Here is a 24051-nt window from a genome sequence, read left to right as displayed (position 1 = left end):
GTTAGATCGATTGATTTTCGTCTTAACCCATCCTTGAGCAATCCAGTTACTCCTTACAGCTCAACCGCCTCTCTCTCCAGCGATTTGCTGAGGTACGGCTGACGCCAGTGGACCAACAGTCTCAAACCGGAGCCGGAGTAGATCAAATTGCAGACTACGCTGAATTCATATCAGAACGCCATATCTACTCCATTTTTTGGCGACTAGTGGCTCAAACGCGGCTTTCGCGCCTTGGCTGGAGGTCTTGGCGAGAGGGGCATCATCGGTTTTGCATCGTTTATGATCTTTTCGAAGGCGATCCCATACAGGCAGGGGACTGCCTGCGCTACGACGCATGGGCGATGTCTTCTTCAAGCTCCCTAATGGCCTTGGTTACTTTGATCACAAAAAGCCGCTCAACATGGTGGTCAGGGAGCTGCCAAGCTTCATCGCCGATCCAGATAGCCAAGAGCGCTCGCTTCTGGCCGATGTCACGATCATCTAGATTCGGGATATAGGTATGGCTGCCGGCACCTCCACGTCTCAACTCATAGAACGTCTTGATGAGCGACTTTGTTTGAATATGACCCTCTAGCGCAAACCGCTGGGTGAGCTTGCGTATAGTGTGGTTGACTGACCGGAGCTGCGTCGTCGAGGTGATCTGGGAGAAATACGATGCCCAGCCTCTGCGTTTGTAACCGAAGTAGCATCCGGTGATTCGGAGATTTACCTTCCATTCACAGTACGCTCTGGCCCGTTGCAAGTCCTTGGGGGAATGTGCGGTCGCTATCCTGTGCCTGTAGGCGGTGAAGATCTTCGCGATAGAGGACTCAAATCGAAGAATGCTCTCGTGGCGAATGATGATCTCGCCCCCTTCTACCTGATAACCCAGAAAGCTAAAGGGCTCCGTGAGCGGTGCAACTTTGGACTTCGAGCCAGGGCCAAAGTCATGGGGGTTGAGCCCCAATTTTTTCAAGGCAGCGATCAGCTCATCTGCTACTGCTTTGGCTTGGCCCTCCGGTGCAAGGATCAGAATGTCATCGACGTAGCGTTTGTACCAAATTCCAGCGTGGGCCTTGAACACAGAGTCAATGTTCTGCAGGGCAATCTCGGCCAATAGGTTGGAGATCGCCAAGCCTTGAGGTACGCCGATTGTTGAGTCGGGTGTATCTTTTTTACCCTTGGATTCGGGGACGGTTGGCGTGGTTATCGCAGCCTCGATCAGGCTTCTGAGTTCTCGTTTTCGTACTTTCTTCCAGATCGTCGTTCTGATCAAAGAATGCGGGATCGAAGGATAGAAATTTTTCAGGTCGATTTTCGCGTATTCCGCATATTTTCCTGATGCCACGCCCGCTCTTAAATCATTTATGACCTCCTGAGGCAATGAGAGCTTTGCCGAGGGGTAAACCTCGGCAAGGCAGTCGCACAACGCTCTGAGAACGATCCTGTCCCTGGCCGTCGGGATAGAGATCTGTCTTGGCTGGGAGGTGGCACCTTTAAGGATCAGCTTTTCCTTGTAGGCGGTGAAGCGGTAATTTCCTTGGTGGACCTTTCGGATGATTAGGTCAAGCTCCTCGTTCAACCGAGTATCCAGCTGTGCCGGCCGGGTGCGATCAAGCCCAATCGCACCAGATGGCTTGATTTTATCGGTATAGATCTGAAGCAAGGGCCTGTGAGCGAAGTGTTTCTTGAAGCTTCTAGCGGCGTTCACTTCATAGCCCAAGCATATAGTCCTACGGCCAATGGCAGTGCATAGAGCAAGCTAGTGAGCAAAAGGCGTAGACCGAGCCAGTAGATGGCAGAGGTACTCTCGAACCAAGTTGGTTGTCTGCTGGAGAGGCCACTAGCGAAAACTCGAGCGATCCGATCGTCGACCTCGTTATGGTTTTCGGACTCGGCCAAAAGGTCGTCATATCGACTGGTCTGAACCGGAGTAGGTGGCATGCTGACGGATAGCTCGTTATACAACTTCTGCAGCTGCAGGTAGTTGCTGCGCATCGCCATGGCTCTCCCTCTGAAGTCTCGATTGCTTACGGCGAGGGAAACCCCGAGCAAGGCTACAGACAGGACTGTTGCCATCACGTCGGTATCGGGGCCAAGAACATGCTCGTAGCGAACGGCAAGCACTGCAAGGACCGTGCTGAGAATGGCGTACCATACGAGTAGCATTTGTGAATGGAAGTCCAGCCATTCCAGGCGTTTATGCGCTTGGATGCGCGCCTTGTACGTAAACCAGACCTTGTCCTTCACTCACATTTCTCCATGAAAATAGGGGAAGAAGGCAGGGGGATTTGAGTACATTTGAACATCCCCAAGGGGATCGGTGAGCGTATGCCCAACGGTCGAAACCGTTCATTATCAGAACCACCCTCACTTGCGCGAGAGGAAAAACCTGCCTCTTCCTGAGTGATTCTACATTGACACTATTAGCTCTGGAAAGAAGAGTCTGTCTGAGTAGTTTTAGCGGCCAGCCAGATATCTGGCAAAGCTAAGCCTGGCCTTAGGTGGTGATGTGCCGTAGAGGCTGCTTTGCCGACGATGGTGCCTGCTGAAGCTGATGAGACGATCAAGCTCGAACTTAGGGTCAGTAATCAGAATCTTGGCATGGTATTTTTCATGGTATAGCTAAGTTCTTGTGATGTAACTGTCTGAATTATATGTATTTTTAATTATATAAAATAATAGAGTGGGAATGATTGGGTGGCTGGTATTGTCCGGCACGATCTAGCAAGAAATGCCCTGAAGCCTGCGTAATTGCGGGCTTTTGGTTTTTTGGGTCTGGCAAATTCTGGCAGCTTTGTGCATCGCCAAGCACCGTGTTTATGTGGCGTGATCTCTCAAACGGCCCCCTCGCCACACTTCGTACTGGCATCAATCTGTTTAGCAATGCCAGAATGTCATCGGCTACCGAATCAATGAATTCGGGTTTTTACGGCACGGATGCGTACAGGCGGTGATCAAGCCTGTTTAAGGGATTTATGGTTTCCATCTATGTACGTGGCGAGGACAAGACCCGGCAGATCAGCGGCTGGGATATAAAACCAGATGGCAAGGGCGGGTTCACCCTGACGTGCCACTACCCCTCTCAAAAAACTTATTCCCGCCCGCTGAGTGAGTGCAGGGTCGTGCCTACCCTGGAATTGAAGGATATGCTTCTTCTGAGAAAAGGAAGCTCGGAATTCAATCCCGTCGCTAGGGTGGAGATATACGGTGAGAAACACGCCCTCGTTCAATATCCGGGAAAACCGAAAAAGTACATTTTTAACATGGACAGTGTTGAGTTCTTTTCCCCGACCTCAATCACTGATGAGCCTGCATTCACTTATTTTCGCTCAGTGGCCGCAGCCAGGGTCAGCACTGCCGCTGCCGGTGATAAAAAGGGCATAGCCGAAAATATTGACCGCCAAATGGGCACACTTTCATTGTCCCCGACCACGGCGCTGCATGCCTACTGCAAAGGGCAGCATGGAACGCTGGAGTCGTCAGGCAATTTTATCTTTCCTTTCGGCCTCAACGAAAGTCAGCTCCAGGCGGTGGAGCAAGCGTTCCTTTCACAGATAAGCGTGATTGAAGGTCCTCCCGGCACGGGCAAGACGCAGACTATCCTGAACATCATTGCCAACATCCTTTTGCAGGGAAAAACAGTGGCGGTGGTGTCCAACAACAATTCTGCAGTCGAGAATGTTTATGAAAAGCTAGGCAAGTGCGGCTTGGATTATCTGGTCGCGAGGCTGGGTAAGAACGACAATCAGAAAGAGTTTTTTGCCAACCGTCCTTCTCGACCTTCCACAGATCCTTCACCAGCGCCTGCCATTGAGCATATCCAGGCTGTGCTGCAACAGCTCAAAGGCTACCTGGGCGCTCGTAACGCAGTGGCGCAGTTGCAGCTCGAGATTAACGAGCTGGAGATAGAGCGTCGCTACCTTACTGAGTGGCAGCGGGATAACGGTGTGGCCGGTCCTTCTCTGGACAGATATAAACTGTCGCCACAAAAGACGACGGACTTGATGGCTTACCTCGAGCAGCTTGCGAGCGAGCGCATAAGAATCAAGGACCGTATCGAGCTCTTGTTCAATTTCAGAATTTTGCGCACCCGCCCCTTCGATAATTGGGACAAGCGCATGTCTGCCTTCTACAGCCTGCAGCTCCATTATTACGACAAGGTCTTGCAAGGTAAGAAGGCAGAGTTGGCAGCCCATGAAGAGGCATTGCGCGTCGGTAACTTCAAGGCGCTGCTGGAGGAGTTGACCACTTCTTCCATGCTTCACCTGAAACACCACCTGCATCGTCATATCTCTGATGACGATACCTTCGACACCACTTACAGAAAGCGGCTTGATGCGTTCCTGAAGCGCTACCCGGTCATTGGCAGCAGTACGCATTCAATCGTCAACTCCCTTGGCGGCAAAGCTGTTCTCGATTACGTGATTATCGACGAGGCCTCGCAACAGGACATCGTCCCAGGTGTACTGGCACTCAGTTGTGCGAAAAATCTGATCATCGTGGGGGACAGAAAGCAACTTGCACACATTCCGGAAAAACTCGGGCTGGAAGCGCCCGCGCCCTGGTATGACTGTGAGAAGTACAGCCTTTTGGACTCATGCGTCAGTGTGTTCGGCAACTCGATACCGATGACGTTGCTCAAAGAGCACTATCGGTGTCATCCCCGGATTATTCAGTTCTGCAATCAGCAGTTTTACGATAATCAGCTAGTACCGATGACAATGGACAATGGCGAAAAACCGTTGACGCTGCTGGTGACTGCCAAGGGAAACCACACGCGCAACAATTCCAATCTCAGAGAGCTCGACTCTTTATTGGCAGTGCTTGAGGCCGACGGGGAAAGCCTCTGGGAGGGCGAAGATGGCAGAGGGTTCATTGCCCCCTTCAAGAATCAGGCGATACTTTCAGGTTCCTGTCTGCCAGCTGATTTCGTCAGAGCCACCGTGCATAAATTTCAGGGCAGGGAGTGCGACGAAATCGTTTTTTCTACTGTGCTGGACAAGTACAAAAGCCCGGAGCGCCTGAGTTTTGTAGATGATGCGCGGATGGTTAATGTGGCGGTATCCAGAGCCAAGAACAGGTTTACGCTGGTTACAGGCGACAATGTTTTCAAAACCAGCAATGGGCATATCGCTGCGCTTATCCGCTATATGGAATATTACGCAGAAGATGGGCAGGTCCATCGAGCGCCTGTTATCTCGGCATTCGATCTGCTCTATAAAGAGTACGACCGATCACTTGAGCGCTTCAATAAAAGGCTCAATCCCAATGACTCATTATTCAAGTCCGAACAGATTGCGGCGCAGATACTTCGCGAGGCATTGGCTCAGGAACCCCGCCGAGGGATCATGTTCCACCGTGAGATCCGGCTGATGCAACTGGCATCGGTGGCCCGCGCAACCTTCACGGAGAGAGAGCTGGAGTTTATGAGAAACGCTGCGCGATGCGATTTCGTGCTCTATTTCAAGGTGGGTAAGACCCCATTGGGCGTGATTGAAGTCGATGGTGGTCACCATGACGATCCGTTACAGATTGAACGAGACGCTGTAAAAAACAGCATTCTGGAAAAGTGCGGCATTCCTTTGCTCCGTCTACGCACTATCGAGAGCCATATTGAAGAAAAAGTCGCGGCGTTTGTGGATCAATGGACGCCGTCTGCACCAGATAAAAGTCTCAGAGTTTCGCCGGGTTGAAGCGATGCCGACCTTGTATCGAGACTGCTAATTACCCTTTTGAAGATGTTATGGTTGGCGGTAGAGCGGCAACAGCGGTGCCGGCTCATCGCCCGCATTCTGCAAACTATTTACGACCTGAAAAGGGTAGCTACTTGGTGCAAACGTCGTTCTGCATCGCCATTGTCGAATAATCCCCGGCACGTAATACTTGCCTGTCGACTATCGCCGAGCAAAGGGACGTACGAGCGTGCTCGATGTACTGATTGAAGTGATTTTTCGCGCCATCTGCTTCCCTGTTGGCTGGCCCATCGTGAAGCTTCTCACGCGAGGTAAATATCCATCGAAGGGCTCCTGGTTTGCCTATACACCGGAGTCCGAGTGGACTTCTGCGGTGGGGTTCGCCGTTCTGATGATCGCGATGATGGCAGCCATGAAACAATTCATTTTTCCATAGCGCACCGACAACACCGTTCGCAGGTGTGATCTCCGGACGCTTAGTGCGCCAGTTAAAGCTGGCGGAGGATAGTCGATGAAAGTTCGATACTGGTAAGAAATGGCGAATCAACCAGACCCCGAGTCATGCATGTTGCACCGTGAGGTGCAGGGTGAAGCGTTGACAGGGGAGACCGATGGGCCAGCCATTGAGCCGCGTAATCAGGAATTCGGGATGCCGATGCTGTTAAGCGAAGCAGAAGGCAACACGGAGCATGGCGTTACACGCCTGTCATGCTCTGATCCCGCGCGGTCGGAGACCCTGTGCACGTCGGGAAGTCCTTCGCACAGAAACTGGGGGATCTCAGCGATGCCCGGTGCGCAAGCACCGGGCGGAGTAGGAAAGGCCAAAAGCCGTAACCCTGCTGTCTACGTCGTTGAGAAGTCGGATACGCCCGTAGTACCTGAGAAGCCATCGAGCAAGGGGCTTAGCCCTGCGGAGAGGGTGGAGGAAAGGGACGTAGCCAAGGGAAACACCGACACGTCCCCCGCGCCCCGGACACAGAGCCGGATCAGTTGCGCGTCGATGGGACTTGAAGGTGTACGTGAAGCAGCCAAGGAATAAGGGCATGCAGTCCACGGCATTGCTGCACCACGTTACACCGCAATTACTGGCGCAAAGCTTTTATGCCCTGCGCCGGGATGCAGCGGTGGGCGTGGACGGCATGTCGTGGCGGGAGTACGAGGAAGGTCTTCTCCAGCGGGTGAGCGATTTGCACGCACGGCTTCATAGTGGTGCCTATCGGGCAACACCGTCGCGGCGGGTCTATATTCCCAAAGCTGACGGTAGGCTGCGCCCGCTCGGCATTGCCTCTCTGGAGGACAAGATCGTACAGCAGTCAGTTGTCGCTGTTCTGAATGCGATCTATGAAGAAGACTTTCTAGGATTCTCATATGGGTTTCGGCCGGGACGTAGTCAGCACGATGCGTTGGATGCATTAACGGTCGCGCTCAAGGGCCAGAAGGTGAACTGGATATTGGATGCGGATATCACGTCTTTCTTTGATGAGATCGACCATGAATGGATGCTGATGTTTCTGGGACACCGGATTGCAGATCGGCGCCTACTCGGACTTATCTGCAAATGGCTTCAGGCGGGAATAATGGAAGAAGGCCGTAGAGTGGCTGCGACCAAGGGGACTCCTCAAGGCGCAGTGATATCGCCGTTACTGGCGAATATTTATCTTCACTACGTGCTGGATCTGTGGGCAAGGCAGTGGCGCGAGCGCCACGCCCGTGGCGATGTGATTGTTGTGCGTTACGCGGACGACAGTGTGGTGGTTTTAGGTTGAAATCGCAGGCCCAGAAATTCTTGCAGCAATTACGAGAACGACTGGCCAGATTCGGTTTATCGCTCAATGCTTCGAAGACACGTCTGATTGAGTTTGGTCGTTTTGCTGCGAAAAATCGGAGAGATCGAGGTTTGGGTAAACCGGAGACGTTTGACTTCCTGGGCTTCACACACTGTTGTAGTACCAACAGAAACGGTGGCTTTCAAATACTGCGTCTGACGGTCAAGAAGCGAATGCGTGCAACGCTGCCAGTCATTCGGGATGAGCTGAAACGCCCACGTCATGAACCCATCCGGGTTCAAGGGCAATGGCTTAACCGAGTGTTCAGTGGGTATTTCAATTATCACGCGGTGCCGGGAAACCTGATACGTCTTGGCGGTTTTCGTTTGGCGGTGTGCCGTCTATGGCGGCAGGCTCTCAAGCGACGCAGCCAGCGTAACCGGCTTCAGTGGTCACGATACGGACGTCTTGCCGACCTCTACATACCTAGACCCAGAATTGCACACCCATACCCGGAGGATCGCTTCGCGTCACGTACCCAAGGCAGGAGCCGTATGCGGTAGTTCCGCACGTACGGATCTGTGCGGGGGGCGGCAGGCAACTGCCGTCCCTACCGCGACCGGCCAGGTGGCCTGGGCGATCCGCATAAAGTTGCCGCCAAAAATGCCGTCGATCTGCGCGGCATCATAGCCACGCCTTAGCAATGCCTCTGCCACCAGCCCCTGCGCTTCCGGTTGCAGTTGACGATGTCCAGTGATGCCGCCATAGAATGCTTTGGGCCACCAATCCTCTTCGTTCACGTCCTCGGACAAACCCTTAACATCAAGATGCAGCTCGGTGTCGAGGCCCAGGCCGATATGCGCCGTCCCCGCTCGCTCGGCCAGGTAATCGATTTGGCGCACGAAGGCTTCGACTGACGCTTGCGGATCGCCCAGGAAAATACCCAGACCGGTCAGCCCGATCACTCCACCCGATTCGACACAGGCCATGATCTGTTCGTCATCCACCGTGCGTGGATGGTCATACACAGCCTTGATATTAGTGTGTGAAAAGACGACCGGTCACTGTGACAGCTCGATTATTTCCATACTCGCGCGCTTGCTGGTATGGGAGCAATCCATCACGATACCCGCAGTATTGATCGCCCCCACGAACTCCCGCCCCAGCGCGGTCAGTCCCATGCCGCTGCCATGGCAACCGCCCGCACAGCTGTTATCGCGGTTGTACGCCGGAAGCATCTGACGGACGCCCAGGTCGGCATACAAGCGGACCATTGCCGGGTCTTGCAGCAACATGTCAGAGCCTTCCAGGTCGAAGGACACCGCTAGCTTGCCCTGCTCGCGGGCACTTTGCAGATCGGCAAGCGTACCGGCCAGCATGAAGTTCTCTGGATGCTTGATCAGCCATTGGCGAAAGCCTGCGATGACCTGCATCACATCGCCGACCGGGGTCATGTCCATACCGACATTGATCGAGACGTGGTGAAAGCCGTTGTCGCGGTAGCGCAGCACCGCAGACATGTCCTGGTTGGGCAGCAACGGCAGGCAGGCATGGGCCTCCCAACGAATGGCACCGGGGGTAGGCGTAGGCACGGTATTTGAATTCATCGCACAGCTCCGGGATTCGTGGGGTGGGTATCAGCAGGCTCTCTAAAACTACCTAAGGTGAGCAAGTCGGTACATTGGGCAATCCGCAAAATACCTCATTTGAAACTGATCTGAAGTTCGAGGAAAATCGTTACGGAAAATCTGCTCAAAGGTAACCCAAGCCCCAACGTCGACGCAGGGCGCGCCCAGCAAAAAGATTCGATATTCACATCCCCAAAAACCAAGGACCCCCGTTCATGAAATCCCGATTTTCTTTCAGTTCATCGTTCCTGATCATGTTGTCGCTGACAGGATGCGCAGCGACTATGGATGCTCCAAAGCACGATCAGCCTGGGGAAAGCGCGCTTTACGGTAGCTGGCATGTTGCAGGTGTAGCGGTATCAGACTCGGGCGTGCAGGCACTGGGGGATGATGATCCGAGCTTTATGGGGCGACGTCTCAGCTTCAATCACGACCAACTGGCATGGAAAGCGTCCGCAGACTCGACGGAAGATGTGTGCAAGGGGCCTGTTTTTCATAAGCTTCCGGCGATGAGTGGAGCTGAACTGGAGCCGCAACTTCATAAGCTTGGCATCGAAAAAGCTGTGCGCTATAGCGTTGAATGCAAATCTGGAAGCTGGGGTCCTTTTGATAAAGAAACGCCGGCATTTTTCCTGGCACAGGACGGATCGTTAGCTCTTTCCTGGTATGACGGCGGACTGCTGAAGCTCGTGCGAGACTGATCACGGGCAGGCCCTTCGCATAGCGCTGTGAAGGGTCTCCCGAAAAAGGTGCTCGCGCTGTAACCAGTGCGATAAGGACTCAAAGTCGGCTAGCGGGTCCAAGCGCAGCGCTCGGCAACCGAGCCATGCGTGCTCGACGAGTGTGGGGCAGGCTATGTCACCGCCAACTCTTCAACTATCCGCTTGCCGCTTTCCCCGGGAAGCAACCCACCTGAACAACCTGCTCAGCCACCAGCGGGCGCGAGCGTCGCGTATCTCATCGATTTGCATGAAGGTGTAAGGCGTGGGCATCGTTTTTTCCTGGACGCGCAGGGTGCGCAGGCCTCTGATGAGGTGACGAGAGTGGATGAGCATGAACGTGCATCCAAATACAAACAGCAGAATAATAAGGATGCCTGTTGTCATTGGCGTGAAAGACTTTATAACCGCTGAAGCGACCAGTGTTCCGAGGCCAGCGATAACTCCGCCGCTGACGCTGGATGTGTCGGGCGAACTGAAGGCAACTCTATTGCCGGACACCCCGAATGGAAACTCTTTTGTCGGCGTCAGATAGATAAACAAATAGAGCAGCATCACGGCAGCCAACAGCAAGGCAGCGGCAAACCCACCCGCGAGCCTGGAACCGCTCAGGTCATCTGTGACAACGCTATAGCTGACGCACGCGGGCGCGAATCCCAGGAGAAAGATCAACAGTGTTAAGTAGCCAGAGGCGAACAATGTGTAGCGCTCACACGCATACTTTATATAAAGCGCATAAATGAAAGACGTCAGCGACATGCAGCCGTAAATCCACCAGCCACCTGAAAAGCTCACTGGACCCATGACGCCAAAGGTCCCGGTGAGCAAGAATATCGCTGTCGATACTTGCCTGACCGTTCGTGCGTCCGGATCGTAAATAGTGCTCATCTCGGCCAATAATCCTTTGTTGTGTCATCCAGCAGTTTGTCCTGGCCGACTCTGGGCATTGCGCATTGCGCGAGCAGGCCGACCGCTGTAACTGTACTAGGCTATGGCGGCTACTCCAGGGACGCCAGCCAAACCAGGTCCAAACGCCACAATATCTCCAGTGGCGAATTCAAAGGCTGGCCCTCCGCACACTTTATGACCTGAAGCCACTTGCCCACTAACCCCAAACCGCGGCGGCTCCATTTATGTTCAAACGCATTCTGTCCGCTCTCAGCGGCAAGAAATCTCAAGCTTCAACAGATAACTCGCCTGCTGATACAACGCCGCCAGAAGCTCACGACGGCGAGTTGATCACTGCCTACGACAGTTACGGACGCGAGATAAAGATCACTCGGAGCGAGTGGCGCGAGAAGGTGTTCCTGCCCAATCTGCAACAGCAGTGGGGTGATGCTGACGAGCTCTACAACCTCATCGTTTCGGGGCTGAACGATGGATTTGCGACTGACCTGATGTCTGCCGCCGAACGACTGGTCGAGATCGACGCTAATCCCGAGCGCAGCCATGTGGTGAATGGCATCGTGCTGATGCATAACGCGCGGCTCGATGCAGCAGAAGCCTCGCTACGCGAAGGGCTGGCTAAAGTCGGCGTGTCGGGAATCATTCTGACCAATCTGGCCAAGGTGTTTGCCGAGCGTGGTGATCAATCAGGTGCAGAGGCGACGCTTTGGCAGGCGGTTGAAGCCGATCCGAATCAGGAAAACGGTCTGTTGTGGTGGCTGAGCATCCAGCAGGAACGGGGTGGTGAGGCCGCCTATCTCGATGCTCTACGCACTGTAGCGGCGTTGCCGGGCAGTTGGCGTGCGCAGTTGTGGATGGCGCGGCATTACCTGCAGCAGCAGAACGTCGCGCAGGCGCGTGTGTTGTATGAGGAGGTACTGGCAGGAGGTCATTTCGACCGCAGTGCCTTGCAGATGATATCGGGCGACTTGGGCAACAATGGCCACATCCCGCTGATCATTGAGCTTGTCGGGCCTGCTTATGATGAGCACAAACATGATTCGACGGCAGGTCTCAACTTGCTGCGTGCCTATCAGGAGCTTGGCAGGGTGGATGAAGGCGAAGCGTTGCTTACTCGCTTGTATGCACTCGGCTTTGCGCCAATCAAAAGTCACCTTGACCAGTTTGCGCATGCTTTCGAGGACGTGCGCAGGCAGGAAGACAAAGGCATTCCGATTGACCCTGCCAGCGTGACGATCAATACCTTGGCGCTGAACAAGCCGGTCTGGCACTACGGTTTGCGCAATGCTGACTGGCTCTTCGCGCAAAAACCGGAAGGTGCGCCAGAAATCGGTTTCTTCGCCTTGTCCAAAATCATGGAGAAAGCAGAGCCTGCCGAATCGCAGCGCGAAGATGATGTCGGGCGCTATACGCGTGCCATTCCTCTTTACCTGGCGGAGTCGGTTCACTATTGGCATGACTATGTAGCCAATTGCTATGTTCAGGTCGCGGAGGGTGCGGGGCCGGTTGTATCGGGGGTTGAGGTCGACGGCAACACACTGTTCGATATCGTCCCGCCAACGACGAAGTATTTCGTCACGGGCGAGGTGGGTTGTTCGGGTGAGGGCGATCAGGCCCAATGGCGGATTTCACTGAGCCTATGGAATTGCACGACCCGCACCCGGCAAACCGTTGAAAACGGTAGTGCAGGCAAGGCGGAACTTGGCGCGCTGGTACTTGATCTCCAACAGCGCTTGCTGGCCGGCATCGGACTCAAGCGTGAGCAGCCACTGGATGTGTTTTACCGGCAGCCTACTGCTGAGGTCTTGCCGGTGTATCTGACTCAGTTGGGCCAATCATTCATGCTGACGTTGCTTGCGAACGACCACTTACCCAAATCGTCGATGTGGGGGGAGCGCGCGATGCTCGAATGGCCCCTGAATATGGCGCTCCAGTGGCCTGAGATAGAAACCGCAAAACTGATGTACATCTCCGTGTTGGGAAAGGCTTTCGACTACAAGTCGGAAACAGTGGCCGAGCACGAGCAACGAAGCCTGCAAGTGCTGAGCGAACTGGAACGGGCGAACAGCCCGGCATCACGCCTGGCACCGCTGATATGGAAAGGGTTTGGCATGCAGGCAGAGTTGCAGGATTACCGCGCCAATGTATCGCTTGATGCAGAGCCTGCGTATATCGAATGGCTGGAGCGAGTTAGTCAGTCGTAGCGGTTGATCGATGCAAAAAGCCGGAGCAGGCGTCACTGCCTTGTCCGGCTTTTTTACGCCTCAACTTCAGTTCGTGGTATCCACCCTTATCTTTACGCAAATGCAGGTGTATCGTATTCGCCCCTCGCATTTGCTCGCAGATGCGCTTAGTCGTCGTTTTTGAGGTTGCGCCGTTCATGTCCTTTACCCGTCGTCAGATCCTCACAGGCATCGCCGGTCTTGCTGTAGTCGGCCTCGGTGCTGGTGGTGCTTCGCGTTACTGGATGGGGCGTCGCGAGTCGCAAGTGGGCTCGGACTTCGTGCTGATCGCTGCGCCGCTGGATATAGAGCTGGTCTCTGGCCACAAGACACCTGCCTGGGCGTTTGGCGGTTCTGCACCGGGCACCGAGTTGCGGGTGCGGCAGGGCGAGTGGTTGCGCTTGCGCTTCATCAACCAGCTGCCGGTCGAGACGACCATTCACTGGCATGGCATCCGCTTGCCGCTGGAGATGGATGGCGTGCCGTACGTTTCACAGTTGCCAGTGAAGCCGGGTGAATATTTTGATTACAAATTCCGGGTGCCGGATGCCGGTAGCTATTGGTATCACCCGCACGTCAGCAGCAGCGAAGAACTGGGCCGTGGGCTGGTCGGGCCGCTGATCGTTGAAGAGCGCGAGCCTACCGGTTTCGCCCATGAGCGCACGGTCAGCCTGAAAAGCTGGCATGTGGATGAAGTTGGCGCGTTTACCGAGTTCAGCGTGCTGCGTGAGGCGGCGCGTGAAGGTACGGCAGGGCGGCTTTCGACATTGAATGGTGTTCCGCAGGCGGTCATTGAATTGCCTGCGGGGCAGATTACCCGCGTGCGCTTGCTCAACCTCGACAATACCGTCACCTATCGCCTCAACCTGCCGGACGCCGAGGCGCAGATTTATGCGCTGGATGGCAACCCGGTCACGCCGCGGCCGTTTGGCGACGAATACTGGCTGGGGCCGGGCATGCGCATCTGTCTGGCGATCAAGGCACCGCCTGCGGGTGAGGAAATTTCATTGCGTAACGGCCCGGTGCGCCTGGGGACATTTCGGTCGGTCGCCAATAACGACGCGCCCGGCCAATGGCCACCCGAGCTGCCTGCCAACCCGGTGGCCGAGCCGGATATGGATAATGCCGAGAAGATCAATTTCAACTTCGAATGGGTGGGCTCGATGTCGGTCAACACCGACAACGGCAAGCCGCCCAGCCTGTGGCAGATCAACGGCGAAGCCTGGGACATTACTGACAAGACCTGCGCCGACCGGCCTATCGCCAAATTGAAGCTGGGCAAGAGCTACATCTTCGAGTTGAAGAACATGACTCAGTATCAGCACCCGATTCACTTGCACGGCATGAGTTTCAAGGTAGTTGCGTCCAATCGGCGCAAGGTCATTCCGTACTTTACCGACACGTTCTTGCTGGGCCGCAACGAGCGGGCGCGGGTTGCGCTGGTGGCGGATAACCCTGGCGTGTGGATGTTCCACTGCCATGTGATCGATCACATGGAAACCGGTCTCATGGCCGCGATCGAGGTGTCGTAATGCGTCAGCCGCAAATCATCGACCGCAGCAAGGATCAGGACTTCATGCGTGAGGCACTGGCGCTCGCCGCGCGAGGCGCATTGCTTGGTGAAGTGCCGGTCGGTGCAGTCGTGGTGCAGAACGGCGAGATCATTGGTCGTGGTTACAATTGCCCGATCAGTGCGAGCGACCCCAGTGCGCATGCCGAAATGGTCGCTATTCGCGATGCCGCCAAGGCGCTGGACAATTATCGGCTGCCGGGCAGTACGCTTTACGTGACGCTGGAGCCGTGCAGCATGTGCGCCGGGTTGATCGTACATTCGCGGGTGGCGCGCGTGGTTTACGGCGCGCTTGAGCCCAAGGCAGGCATCGTTCAAAGCCAGGGGCAGTTTTTCAGTGAGGGCTTTCTCAATCACCGCGTGCTGTTTGAGGGCGGGGTATTGGGCGAGGAGTGCGGGGCAATGCTGAGCGAGTTTTTCAGAATGCGCCGGGCGGCCAAGGATGCAGACAAAAACCAGGGCGCCGTTTAGAGCGCAGGCTTGTCCTGGCTGCTGCCTGAAGCAGGTGTAGGCGGCGCAGGTGGTTGGGTCTTGTCTACACCGGGAACATGCAGGTTGCCATCGGCGACCTGGCTGCCCTCGAGCTGAGGCTGCGTGACCCAGGTCAGAATGTCGTAATAGCGACGAATGTTGGCAACGAAATGTACCGGCTCGCCGCCTCGGGCATAGCCGTAACGTGTTTTGCTGTACCACTTCTTCTGCGCCAGACGCGGCAGCATTTTTTTCACGTCCAGCCATTTATTGGGATTCAGCCCCTCGTTTTCCGCCAGTTTGCGTGCATCTTCAAGATGTCCGCCACCAATGTTGTAGGACGCAAGAGCCAGCCATGTACGATCAGGCTCTTGAATTTTGTCATCCAGCTGATCCTTTACGTAGGCAAAATACTTTGCCCCGCCCTGAATGCTTTGTCGCGCGTCGAGCCTGTTGGTCACGCCCATCGCCTGAGCGGTGTTCTGGGTCAGCATCATCAGGCCGCGCACACCGGTTTTCGAGGTAACAGCCGGTTGCCACATTGATTCCTGATAGCCGATGGCGGCCAACAATCTCCAGTCGACCTGTTCTTTCTTGGCCGATGTCTGGAAGTGTTTCTCGTATTTGGGCAGGCGTTCCTGCAAATGCTGGGCAAAGGTATAGGCGCCAACGTAGCCGAGCACGTCAACGTGGCCGTAGTAACGGTCTTTCAGGCGTTGCAGCGTGCCGTTCTTTTCGACCTTGTCGAGGTACGCGTTGATTTCGTTGAGCAGGCTGTTGTCTTCCCCCGGGGCAACCGCCCAGCGTTGTTCGCGGGCTTCGCCAAGGTCGAAGGCTACACGCACATTGGGAAAGTACACCTGATTCATCGCCAGCTCGTTGGAGTCGACCAGCGTCAGGTCGATCTGGCCTTCATCGACCATACGCAGGAGATCGACGACCTCGACCGCGTCCGACTCTTCGTATTCAAGGCCGGGATTCTGCGCCTTGAGCGCCGCAAGCTGCTCGGCATGCGCGCTACCTTTCAGGATCACGATGCGTTTGCCCACCAGATCGCCCGGGTCGGTGGGGCGCGACTGGCCGTTGCGGTAGACAACCTGAGGGGTCACTTCCAGATAAGCGTGCGAGAACCGCGCCTGTTGCTTTCGCTTTGGCGTCTCGATCAGGCCCGCGGCACCCAGGACCGGACCGCCCGGTTTGTTCATCTGGTCGAACAGATCGTCCAGATTGTCGGCCGTTTCGATCTTCAGTTCGACGCCCAGATCGTCGGCGAAACGCTTGACCAGCTCGTATTCGAAGCCGGTTTCGCCGTTGCGATCCTGAAAGTAAGTCGCCGGGCTGTTACGGGTGATCACCCGCAGTACGCCGTCCTCCTTGACTCGCTCCAGTGTGGTGGGTTTATCCACACAGGCGCCGAGCATCAGGAAGAGTCCGGTTGCGATGAGCCACTTGGCGCAACGTGGGCGGAAATCTGGTCTGAAGAACATCGGTGCAGTATACGCAAAGCGCACCGGGCGCCATATCTCGACAGTGAAGCCTGCGTCTGATAGGCGAGGAGGTTTTACAGGCATTTTCAGACTTTTTTTGCGCGGAGCGACATTCGGGCGTACCCGATGCCGCCGTTTTGGGTGATCAAAGGCCCGCTTTAGGCTAGAATGTGCGGCCTCAAAGCACACCCCCTTCTCGAGGCTGTCCCGAAGATGTTGATCCTGCGCGGTGCTCCTGCCCTTTCTGCCTTCCGCCACAGCAAATTACTAGAACAACTGAAACAAAAAGTTTCAGCTGTCAGTGGCTTGTACGCCGAATTCGCCCACTTCGCGGACGTCAACGACGTTCTGACCAGCGAAGAACAGCAGGTTCTTGATCGTCTCCTGAAATACGGCCCCAGCGTGCCGGTTCAAGAGCCGAGCGGCCGTCTGTTTCTGGTGTTGCCGCGTTTTGGCACCATTTCACCCTGGTCGAGCAAGGCCAGCGACATCGCCCGCAATTGCGGCCTGACGAAAATCCAGCGCATCGAGCGCGGGATTGCCTTCTATGTAGAAGGCCAGTTCAGTGAGGCCCAGGCTCAGGCAATCGCCGACAGCCTGCACGACCGCATGACGCAACTGGTGTTGGGCGATCACGAACAGGCCGCCAGCCTGTTCAGCCACGCCCAGCCCAAGCCGCTGACCGCGGTGGACATTCTGGGTGGCGGCCGCGCGGCGCTGGAAAAAGCCAACGTCGAACTGGGTCTGGCCCTCGCTGAAGATGAAATCGATTACCTGATCACCAGCTTCAACGGTCTGGGGCGCAACCCGCACGACATCGAGCTGATGATGTTTGCCCAGGCGAACTCCGAGCACTGCCGCCACAAGATTTTCAACGCCAGTTGGGATATCGACGGCCAGAGCCAGGAAAAAAGCCTGTTCGGCATGATCAAGAACACCTACCAGATGCACAGCGAAGGCGTGCTGTCCGCTTACAAGGACAACGCTTCGGTGATCGTCGGTAATGTCGCCGGTCGCTTCTTCCCGGACCCTGAAACCCGTCAGTACGGCGCGGTTCAGGAGCCGGTGCACATTCTGATGAAGGTCGAGACGCACAACCACCCGACCGCCATTGCACCGTTTCCTGGTGCAGCGACCGGCTCCGGCGGCGAGATTCGCGACGAAGGTGCAACCGGTCGCGGTGCCAAGCCCAAGGCCGGGCTGACCGGTTTCACCGTCTCCAACCTGCAGATTCCCGGTTTCGTGCAGCCTTGGGAAGTGCCGTACGGCAAGCCCGAGCGCATCGTGACTGCGCTGGACATCATGATCGAAGGCCCGCTGGGTGGCGCGGCGTTCAACAACGAGTTCGGTCGCCCGGCGCTGACCGGCTATTTCCGTACCTTCGAGCAGTCCATCACCACGCCGCACGGTGACGAGGTTCGTGGCTACCACAAGCCGATCATGCTCGCGGGCGGTATGGGCAATATCCGCGAAGATCACGTCCAGAAGGGCGAGATCACCGTGGGTTCCAAGCTGATCGTACTGGGTGGCCCGGCGATGCTGATCGGCCTGGGTGGCGGCGCGGCTTCCTCGATGGCGACCGGCACCAGCTCCGCAGACCTGGATTTCGCTTCGGTTCAGCGTGAAAACCCCGAGATGGAGCGTCGTTGCCAGGAAGTCATCGACCGCTGCTGGCAGCTGGGCGACCGTAACCCGATCAGCTTCATCCATGACGTCGGTGCCGGTGGTTTGTCCAACGCCTTCCCTGAACTGGTCAATGATGGCGATCGCGGCGGACGTTTCGAACTGCGTAACGTACCCAACGACGAGCCGGGCATGGCCCCGCTGGAAATCTGGAGCAACGAATCCCAGGAACGTTACGTGCTGGCCGTGGGCGTTGAAGATTTCGACCGTTTCAAGGCTATCTGCGAGCGTGAGCGCTGCCCGTTTGCGGTTGTCGGCGAAGCCACTGCAGAGCCGCAACTGACCGTCACCGACAGCCATTTCGGTAACAGTCCGGTGGACATGCCGCTGGAAGTATTGTTGGGCAAGGCGCCGCGCATGCACCGTTCGGTCGCACGCGAAGAAGAGATCGGCGATGATTTCGACCCGAGCACGCTGGACATCGAAGAAAGCGTGCAGCGCGTATTGCGCCACCCGGCCGTCGCCAGCAAAAGCTTCCTGATCACCATCGGTGACCGCAGCATTACCGGTCTGGTCGCTCGCGATCAGATGGTCGGTCCATGGCAGGTGCCTGTGGCTGACTGCGCCGTCACCGCCACCAGCTTCGACGTCAACACCGGCGAAGCCATGGCGATGGGCGAACGTACTCCGCTGGCGCTGCTGGATGCTCCGGCTTCGGGCCGCATGGCGATTGGCGAGACGCTGACCAACATTGCGGCCTCACGTATTGAAAAGCTGTCTGACATCAAGCTGTCGGCCAACTGGATGTCGGCTGCTGGCCACCCTGGTGAAGACGCGCGTCTTTATGACACTGTCAAAGCGGTCGGCATGGAGCTGTGTCCGGAACTGGGTATCACCATTCCGGTGGGCAAGGACTCGATGTCCATGAAAACCCGCTGGAGCGACGAAGGCACTGAGAAGAGCGTGACTTCGCCGCTGTCGCTGATCGTGACCGGCTTTGCACCAGTGGTCGACATCCGTCAGACCCTGACGCCCGAGCTGCGCATGGACAAGGGCATCACCGACCTGATCCTGATCGATCTGGGCCGTGGCCAGAACCGCATGGGCGCCTCGATTCTCGCCCAGACCCACGGCAAACTGGGTCGTGTCGCACCAGACGTCGACGACGCTGAAGACCTCAAAGCCTTCTTCGCCGTGATTCAGGGCCTCAATTCAGACGGTCATATCCTCTCCTATCACGACCGTTCCGACGGTGGCCTGCTGGTCAGCACGCTGGAAATGGCCTTTGCCGGTCACTGCGGCCTGAACCTGCACCTCGACGGTCTGGCCGACAACGTTTCCGAGCTGAGCGCGATCCTGTTCAACGAAGAGCTGGGCGCGGTCATTCAGGTGCGTCAGGACGCGACTCCGCTGGTGCTGGCGCAATTCAGCGCTGCCGGTCTGGAAGATTGCGTTGCGGTGATCGGTCAGCCGATCAACAACGACGAAGTCTCGATCAGTTTCCACGGCGAACCGGTCTTCAGTGGCCAGCGCCGCCTGCTGCAACGTCAGTGGGCCGAGACCAGCTACCAGATCCAGCGTCTGCGCGATAACGCTGAATGCGCTGATCAGGAATTCGATGCACTGCTGGAAGAAGACAATCCGGGCCTGACCGTCAAACTGGGCTTCGACGTTAACGAAGACATCGCTGCGCCGTACATCAAGACGGGCGTCCGCCCTCAGGTTGCCGTTCTGCGTGAGCAGGGTGTCAACGGTCAGGTCGAGATGGCGGCAGCCTTTGATCGCGCAGGCTTCAACGCGATTGACGTGCACATGAGCGACATCCTTGCCGGTCGTGTCGACCTGAACGACTTCAAGGGCATGGTTGCCTGTGGCGGCTTCTCCTATGGCGACGTGCTTGGTGCCGGTGAAGGCTGGGCCAAGTCGGCACTGTTCAACAGCCGCGCCCGCGATGCGTTCCAGGGCTTCTTCGAGCGTGCCGACAGTTTCACGCTGGGTGTGTGCAACGGTTGCCAGATGCTGTCCAACCTGCACGAGCTGATTCCGGGCAGCGAGTTCTGGCCACATTTCGTGCGTAACCGCTCCGAGCAGTTCGAAGCGCGCGTGGCAATGGTTCAGGTTCAGGAGTCGGCGTCGATCTTCCTGCAAGGCATGGCCGGTTCGCGCATGCCAATCGCCATCGCTCACGGTGAAGGTCACGCAGAGTTCCGCAATGACGACGCGCTGCTTGAAGCGGATGTGTCGGGTACTGTGGCACTGCGCTTCGTCGATAACCACGGCAAGGTCACCGAAACCTACCCGGCCAACCCGAACGGCTCGCCGCGCGGTATCGGCGGCATGACCACCCTGGACGGTCGCGTGACGATCATGATGCCGCACCCGGAACGCGTGTTCCGCGCAGTGCAGAACTCGTGGCGTCCCGAGGACTGGAACGAGGACGCCGCCTGGATGCGCATGTTCCGCAACGCGCGGGCCTGGGTTAACTAAGGCGCGTGTACAAGCTCGCCTTCTTTGTTCCTCCGAGTCATGTGGACGAGGTCAAGAGCGCCGTATTCGCTGCTGGTGCAGGGCGAATCGGCGCTTACGATCACTGTTCATGGCAAGTGCTCGGCCAGGGCCAGTTCCGCCCGCTGGATGGCAGTCAGCCATTTGTCGGGCAGAGTGGAGTGGTAGAATCAGTGGAGGAATGGAAGGTCGAGCTGGTCGTGGCTGATGATCTGATTCAGCAAGTGGTGGTGGCTCTCAAGCAGAGCCATCCCTACGAAACGCCTGCTTACGAAGTATGGCGGCTGGCAGAGTTCTGAGGCGCTGCACGGCCTCTTCGCGAGCAAGCCAAGCGTCGCCCGGCCGCTCCCACGATGTATAACTATTGACGCCTATCGTGCGACGCTCCGCGTCGGCATGCTGTTCTGGACGCTCTGCGTCCAATCCTGACTGCCCGCTGCAATGATCAAGGCCGAATCTCGATCATCGTCCCGTCTTTCACCAGATCCCATATCTCCCGCATATCGTTGTTCTTCAGCGCGATGCAGCCGTTGGTCCAGTCCAGTGTGTGGAAGTACCACTCCGGATACTCTTCATCCACTGGCGTGCCGTGAATCATGATCATGCTGCCCGGTTTCACGCCTTCGCGACGTGCCCGTGCCGAGTCCGAAATGTTCGGGTAGGAAATGTGCATCGACAGGTTGTAGTTATTGCTGGGCTTGCGCCAGTCGAGCCAGTAGAAACCTTCCGGCGTGCGTTGGTCGCCTTCCTGCAGTTTGGTGCCCTTGGGGTTCTTGCCCAGAGAGATTCGATAGGTTTTCAGGGCTTCGCCACCGCTGATCAGTTGCAACTGGCGAACCGACTTGAGTACCAGCACCTTGTCGATCGGCTTGCTGGCAATACTCTCGGTATTGATGACTTTATTGTTGATGATTTTCTGTTCGCTGCCCTTGGGCACGATGGTCTGGGTAAACGCAGCCTGCGAAAGCGGTACGAATGACATGCAAAAGAAGGCGAACAACCAGCGCATTACGATTTCCCTGAAGGTGCTTCTTTCTATAAAAAAGCGCCGATATTGTGTGCGACCCTGACTTTCAGGTGTCCAGCAACGGACGTGACGGGGGAAGGGCGCTGGTATGAACCGGGTAGACCTGCCGACGCCGATCCGCGAAGAAGTATTCTAGGGTACGTCCGACTGTCATGAAAGCCAGGTCTGACCACGGAATGTCGGCTTCGTCGAATAACTGCACTTCCAGGCTCTCGATTCCTGCGGCGAACGCATCATTAGCCATTTCTGCCCGATAGAACACATGCACCTGATTGATATGCGGAACGTCGATCAAGGTGTACAGATGCAGCTCGGTAAGGGTGGCGCAGGCTTCTTCAGTGGTTTCGCGCCGCGCGGCCTGTTCTATGGTTTCGCCGTTCTCCATGAAACCGGCCGGTAACGTCCAGAAGCCCAGGCGCGGCTCTATGGCCCTGCGGCACAGCAGGATCTTGTCGCCCAGCGTCACCAGGCAGCCCGCAACGATGTTCGGATTCTGGTAATGAATGGTGTGACAATGCTCGCAGACATACCGCAATCGGCTGTCGCCTTCGGGAATACGCTGGATAACGGGGTTGCCGCACTGGCTGCAAAATTTCATGGGGTCATTCGATAGTGAACGCAGTCGCTATCTTGGCCTGTCGTACCGCGGCTCGGCAACCCTCTGTGCGACAGGAGTTGCCTTGCAAGGGGTTGGGCGCAACCTCGCTTTGGTGCATGATGCCAGACAGGCAACAGATCGAGATTTCCCATGCTGGATGAGCTACTTCGCCGTGTAGTCAATCATACGCCCGAAACCCTCGACTCGGATCGACGATTCCCCGAGGCGGCTGTTCTGGTGCCTGTCACCCGCAGTGAGCAACCCGAGCTGATTTTGACCCTGCGTGCCAGTGGCCTGTCGACGCATGGTGGCGAAGTGGCTTTTCCGGGTGGTCGACGCGATCCGGGTGACCCGGACCTGATTTTTACTGCCCTGCGCGAAGCCGAGGAAGAAATCGGCCTGCCTCCCGGGCTGGTCGAAGTAGTCGGCCCGTTAAGCCCGCTCATCTCCAGACATGGCATCAAAGTCACGCCGTATGTCGGTGTCATCCCCGATTTTGTCGAATACCAGCCCAATGACGGCGAGATCGCGGCGGTGTTCAGCGTACCGCTGGAGTTTTTTCGTCAGGACGCCCGTGAGCACACGCACCGCATCGATTACGAAGGCCGCAGTTGGTACGTGCCCAGTTACCGTTACGGCGGGTACAAGATCTGGGGGCTTACCGCGATCATGATCGTCGAACTGGTCAATGTGCTGTACGACACCAAAATCAGTCTGCATCATCCGCCCGAACGCTCGACCACCTGAACCTGAGTGGCCTGCAGCAAAAGAGCTGTTCACAAGAAGTGCTGTTCATAACAATCCGTACCTATGAGTACGACCCGCCTGAGGAGGCTGTATGAAATATCGCCTGGGGGAATCCCGTGTCCAGACCGACCCGCAGAGCTGGGTTGCTCCCAATGCAGTGCTGATCGGCAATGTCAGGCTGGAAGCCGGGGCAAGTGTGTGGTTCAACGCGGTGTTACGTGGCGACAACGAGCTGATCCATATCGGTGAAAACAGTAACGTGCAGGATGGCACAGTAATGCACACCGACATGGGCTCACCCCTGAGCATCGGCAAAGGCGTGACCATTGGGCATAACGCCATGTTGCATGGTTGCAGCGTTGACGATTACAGCCTGATCGGTATCAATGCGGTCATCCTCAATGGGGCGAAGATTGGTAAATACTGCATCATCGGCGCCAATTCGCTGATCGGAGAAAATAAGGTCATTCCTGATGGCTCGCTGGTCATGGGCACACCGGGTAAAGTGGTGCGCGAACTCACCGACGTGCAGAAGAAGATGCTGGAAGCCAGCGCCGCCCATTATGTACACAATGCCCAGCGTTACGCCCGTGACCTGGTTGTGCAGGAAGAGTGATGAGCACTGATACCCCGATTGAAAAGCCGGTCCGTTCTCCCTGCGTGAGTATTTGTGCGCTCGATGAGCAGGATATATGCACCGGTTGCCAGCGAACCGTGAACGAGATCACCCGGTGGAGCCGTATGAGCAACGACGAGCGCCGTGTCGTGCTCGGGCTGTGCGACGAGCGCGCCAGGGCTAGCGGCCTGATGTGGACAGTGGGCGAGGCACGCTGATGTTCCGATGGTCTTGTAGCCGCGAACAAGTTCGCGAAGAGGCCGGTGCAGTCAATGCATTTCCTGCGTCAGGAATAGCACTTTGGCGAACAAGTTCGCTTGTATGGTAAGACTTGAAGGGAGGAGGAGGGACTTAGTTCGCTTCTTGACCTTGCCCCTGAAAAACGTATCCCTTGCCAGGTGCCTCAATAGCCGCAAGGATACGACATGACTAAGCTCAAGACAGACCGCGTTAAATACACCCTCGAGTTCAAGCTTGAGGCCGTGCGACTG

At 56.4% G+C, this 24051-nt stretch carries 18 protein-coding genes and 1 pseudogene; 12 read left to right on the top strand and 7 right to left on the bottom strand.

Annotated features, from left to right (window positions below; all coding sequences use genetic code 11):
- Positions 1–325: 325 nt before the first annotated feature.
- Complete coding sequence (locus RGM3321_RS05105; RefSeq protein ID WP_244391861.1) at positions 326–1702, bottom strand: RNA-directed DNA polymerase; 1377 nt, start codon at positions 1700–1702, stop codon at positions 326–328.
- Positions 1687–2229 (bottom strand): SLATT domain-containing protein, encoded by a 543-nt coding sequence (locus RGM3321_RS05100; RefSeq protein WP_244391860.1) that lies wholly within the window; start codon positions 2227–2229, stop codon positions 1687–1689. The genes RGM3321_RS05105 and RGM3321_RS05100 overlap by 16 nt, the downstream gene beginning before the upstream one ends.
- 728 nt (positions 2230–2957) lie before the next feature.
- Here RGM3321_RS05100 and RGM3321_RS05095 point away from each other — a divergent pair.
- From RGM3321_RS05095 to RGM3321_RS28450, 3 genes are all read left to right on the top strand, one after another.
- Positions 2958–5675: an AAA domain-containing protein gene (locus RGM3321_RS05095; RefSeq protein WP_244391859.1), complete on the top strand. Its 2718-nt coding sequence runs from the start codon at positions 2958–2960 to the stop codon at positions 5673–5675.
- Between the two features lie 229 nt (positions 5676–5904).
- Complete coding sequence (locus tag RGM3321_RS05090) at positions 5905–6111, top strand: hypothetical protein (RefSeq protein WP_244391858.1); 207 nt, start codon at positions 5905–5907, stop codon at positions 6109–6111.
- Positions 6112–6718: 607 nt separating this feature from the next.
- The gene (locus tag RGM3321_RS28450) at positions 6719–7441 is read left to right on the top strand and encodes a reverse transcriptase domain-containing protein (protein ID WP_347880965.1); all 723 of its coding nucleotides are present in this window, start codon (positions 6719–6721) and stop codon (positions 7439–7441) included.
- A gap of 530 nt (positions 7442–7971) precedes the next feature.
- Here the strand turns inward: RGM3321_RS28450 and RGM3321_RS05080 are convergent.
- Positions 7972–8961 (bottom strand): annotated as a pseudogene (locus RGM3321_RS05080) (membrane dipeptidase).
- A 323-nt stretch (positions 8962–9284) separates the two neighbouring features.
- On the opposite strand from RGM3321_RS05080, the gene RGM3321_RS05075 reads away from it, so the two are divergent.
- The gene (locus tag RGM3321_RS05075; RefSeq protein WP_244391857.1) at positions 9285–9770 is read left to right on the top strand and encodes a hypothetical protein; all 486 of its coding nucleotides are present in this window, start codon (positions 9285–9287) and stop codon (positions 9768–9770) included.
- A 171-nt stretch (positions 9771–9941) separates the two neighbouring features.
- Here the strand turns inward: RGM3321_RS05075 and RGM3321_RS05070 are convergent, their stop codons facing one another.
- Entirely contained in the window at positions 9942–10676 is a 735-nt protein-coding gene (locus tag RGM3321_RS05070; RefSeq protein WP_244391856.1) for a hypothetical protein, read from the bottom strand.
- Positions 10677–10921: 245 nt separating this feature from the next.
- Here RGM3321_RS05070 and RGM3321_RS05065 point away from each other — a divergent pair, with 245 nt between their 5' ends.
- The 3 genes from RGM3321_RS05065 (at position 10922) to tadA (ending at position 14957) form a co-directional block, all read left to right on the top strand.
- Positions 10922–12898 carry a tetratricopeptide repeat protein gene (locus RGM3321_RS05065; RefSeq protein ID WP_244391855.1) on the top strand — a complete coding sequence of 659 codons (1977 nt, stop codon included), beginning with the start codon at positions 10922–10924 and terminating at the stop codon, positions 12896–12898.
- A 176-nt stretch (positions 12899–13074) separates the two neighbouring features.
- Complete coding sequence (locus RGM3321_RS05060) at positions 13075–14448, top strand: multicopper oxidase family protein (protein ID WP_244391854.1); 1374 nt, start codon at positions 13075–13077, stop codon at positions 14446–14448.
- A complete protein-coding gene (gene tadA, locus RGM3321_RS05055) occupies positions 14448–14957 on the top strand; it encodes a tRNA adenosine(34) deaminase TadA (protein WP_244391853.1) in 510 nt (169 codons plus the stop codon). Before RGM3321_RS05060 ends, tadA begins: the two co-directional genes overlap by 1 nt.
- On the opposite strand, the gene mltF is transcribed toward tadA, so the two are convergent.
- On the bottom strand, positions 14954–16444 hold the full coding sequence (gene mltF, locus RGM3321_RS05050; protein ID WP_244391852.1) for a membrane-bound lytic murein transglycosylase MltF: 1491 nt from the start codon (positions 16442–16444) through the stop codon (positions 14954–14956). The two genes, tadA and mltF, sit on opposite strands and share 4 nt — an antisense overlap.
- Before the next feature lie 213 nt (positions 16445–16657).
- Here mltF and purL point away from each other — a divergent pair, with 213 nt between their 5' ends.
- Positions 16658–20554 (top strand): phosphoribosylformylglycinamidine synthase, encoded by a 3897-nt coding sequence (purL, locus tag RGM3321_RS05045; RefSeq protein ID WP_244391851.1) that lies wholly within the window; start codon positions 16658–16660, stop codon positions 20552–20554.
- 5 nt (positions 20555–20559) lie between these two features.
- On the top strand, positions 20560–20871 hold the full coding sequence (locus tag RGM3321_RS05040; protein ID WP_244391850.1) for a YqfO family protein: 312 nt from the start codon (positions 20560–20562) through the stop codon (positions 20869–20871).
- 146 nt (positions 20872–21017) lie between these two features.
- Here the strand turns inward: RGM3321_RS05040 and RGM3321_RS05035 are convergent, their stop codons facing one another.
- On the bottom strand, positions 21018–21581 hold the full coding sequence (locus RGM3321_RS05035) for a L,D-transpeptidase family protein (protein WP_004656325.1): 564 nt from the start codon (positions 21579–21581) through the stop codon (positions 21018–21020).
- Positions 21582–21645: 64 nt separating this feature from the next.
- Entirely contained in the window at positions 21646–22197 is a 552-nt protein-coding gene (locus RGM3321_RS05030) for an NUDIX hydrolase (protein ID WP_244391849.1), read from the bottom strand.
- 150 nt (positions 22198–22347) lie between these two features.
- On the opposite strand from RGM3321_RS05030, the gene RGM3321_RS05025 reads away from it, so the two are divergent.
- From RGM3321_RS05025 to RGM3321_RS05015, 3 genes are all read left to right on the top strand, one after another.
- On the top strand, positions 22348–22944 hold the full coding sequence (locus tag RGM3321_RS05025) for a CoA pyrophosphatase (protein WP_244391848.1): 597 nt from the start codon (positions 22348–22350) through the stop codon (positions 22942–22944).
- Between the two features lie 91 nt (positions 22945–23035).
- Positions 23036–23560: a gamma carbonic anhydrase family protein gene (locus tag RGM3321_RS05020; protein ID WP_244391847.1), complete on the top strand. Its 525-nt coding sequence runs from the start codon at positions 23036–23038 to the stop codon at positions 23558–23560.
- Positions 23560–23778 carry a DUF1289 domain-containing protein gene (locus RGM3321_RS05015; protein WP_244391846.1) on the top strand — a complete coding sequence of 73 codons (219 nt, stop codon included), beginning with the start codon at positions 23560–23562 and terminating at the stop codon, positions 23776–23778. Before RGM3321_RS05020 ends, RGM3321_RS05015 begins: the two co-directional genes overlap by 1 nt.
- The last annotated feature ends 273 nt before the right edge of the window (positions 23779–24051 follow it).

Origin of the sequence: Pseudomonas sp. RGM 3321, assembly GCF_022836805.1 — a bacterium.
Taxonomy (GTDB): Bacteria; Pseudomonadota; Gammaproteobacteria; order Pseudomonadales; family Pseudomonadaceae; genus Aquipseudomonas.
This window is presented reverse-complemented; position numbering and strand designations above follow the sequence as displayed.

Excerpts from the sequence above, each read along its gene's own strand:
- RGM3321_RS05095 (WP_244391859.1), top strand. The coding sequence starts at position 2,958 with ATGGTTTCCATCTATGTACGTGGCGAGGACAAGACCCGGCAGATCAGC.
- RGM3321_RS28450 (WP_347880965.1), top strand. The coding sequence starts at position 6,719 with ATGCAGTCCACGGCATTGCTGCACCACGTTACACCGCAATTACTGGCG.
- RGM3321_RS05075 (WP_244391857.1), top strand. The coding sequence starts at position 9,285 with ATGAAATCCCGATTTTCTTTCAGTTCATCGTTCCTGATCATGTTGTCG.
- RGM3321_RS05070 (WP_244391856.1), bottom strand. The coding sequence starts at position 10,676 with ATGAGCACTATTTACGATCCGGACGCACGAACGGTCAGGCAAGTATCG.
- RGM3321_RS05065 (WP_244391855.1), top strand. The coding sequence starts at position 10,922 with ATGTTCAAACGCATTCTGTCCGCTCTCAGCGGCAAGAAATCTCAAGCT.
- RGM3321_RS05060 (WP_244391854.1), top strand. The coding sequence starts at position 13,075 with ATGTCCTTTACCCGTCGTCAGATCCTCACAGGCATCGCCGGTCTTGCT.
- tadA (WP_244391853.1), top strand. The coding sequence starts at position 14,448 with ATGCGTCAGCCGCAAATCATCGACCGCAGCAAGGATCAGGACTTCATG.
- mltF (WP_244391852.1), bottom strand. The coding sequence starts at position 16,444 with ATGTTCTTCAGACCAGATTTCCGCCCACGTTGCGCCAAGTGGCTCATC.
- purL (WP_244391851.1), top strand. The coding sequence starts at position 16,658 with ATGTTGATCCTGCGCGGTGCTCCTGCCCTTTCTGCCTTCCGCCACAGC.
- RGM3321_RS05035 (WP_004656325.1), bottom strand. The coding sequence starts at position 21,581 with ATGCGCTGGTTGTTCGCCTTCTTTTGCATGTCATTCGTACCGCTTTCG.
- RGM3321_RS05030 (WP_244391849.1), bottom strand. The coding sequence starts at position 22,197 with ATGAAATTTTGCAGCCAGTGCGGCAACCCCGTTATCCAGCGTATTCCC.
- RGM3321_RS05025 (WP_244391848.1), top strand. The coding sequence starts at position 22,348 with ATGCTGGATGAGCTACTTCGCCGTGTAGTCAATCATACGCCCGAAACC.
- RGM3321_RS05020 (WP_244391847.1), top strand. The coding sequence starts at position 23,036 with ATGAAATATCGCCTGGGGGAATCCCGTGTCCAGACCGACCCGCAGAGC.
- RGM3321_RS05015 (WP_244391846.1), top strand. The coding sequence starts at position 23,560 with ATGAGCACTGATACCCCGATTGAAAAGCCGGTCCGTTCTCCCTGCGTG.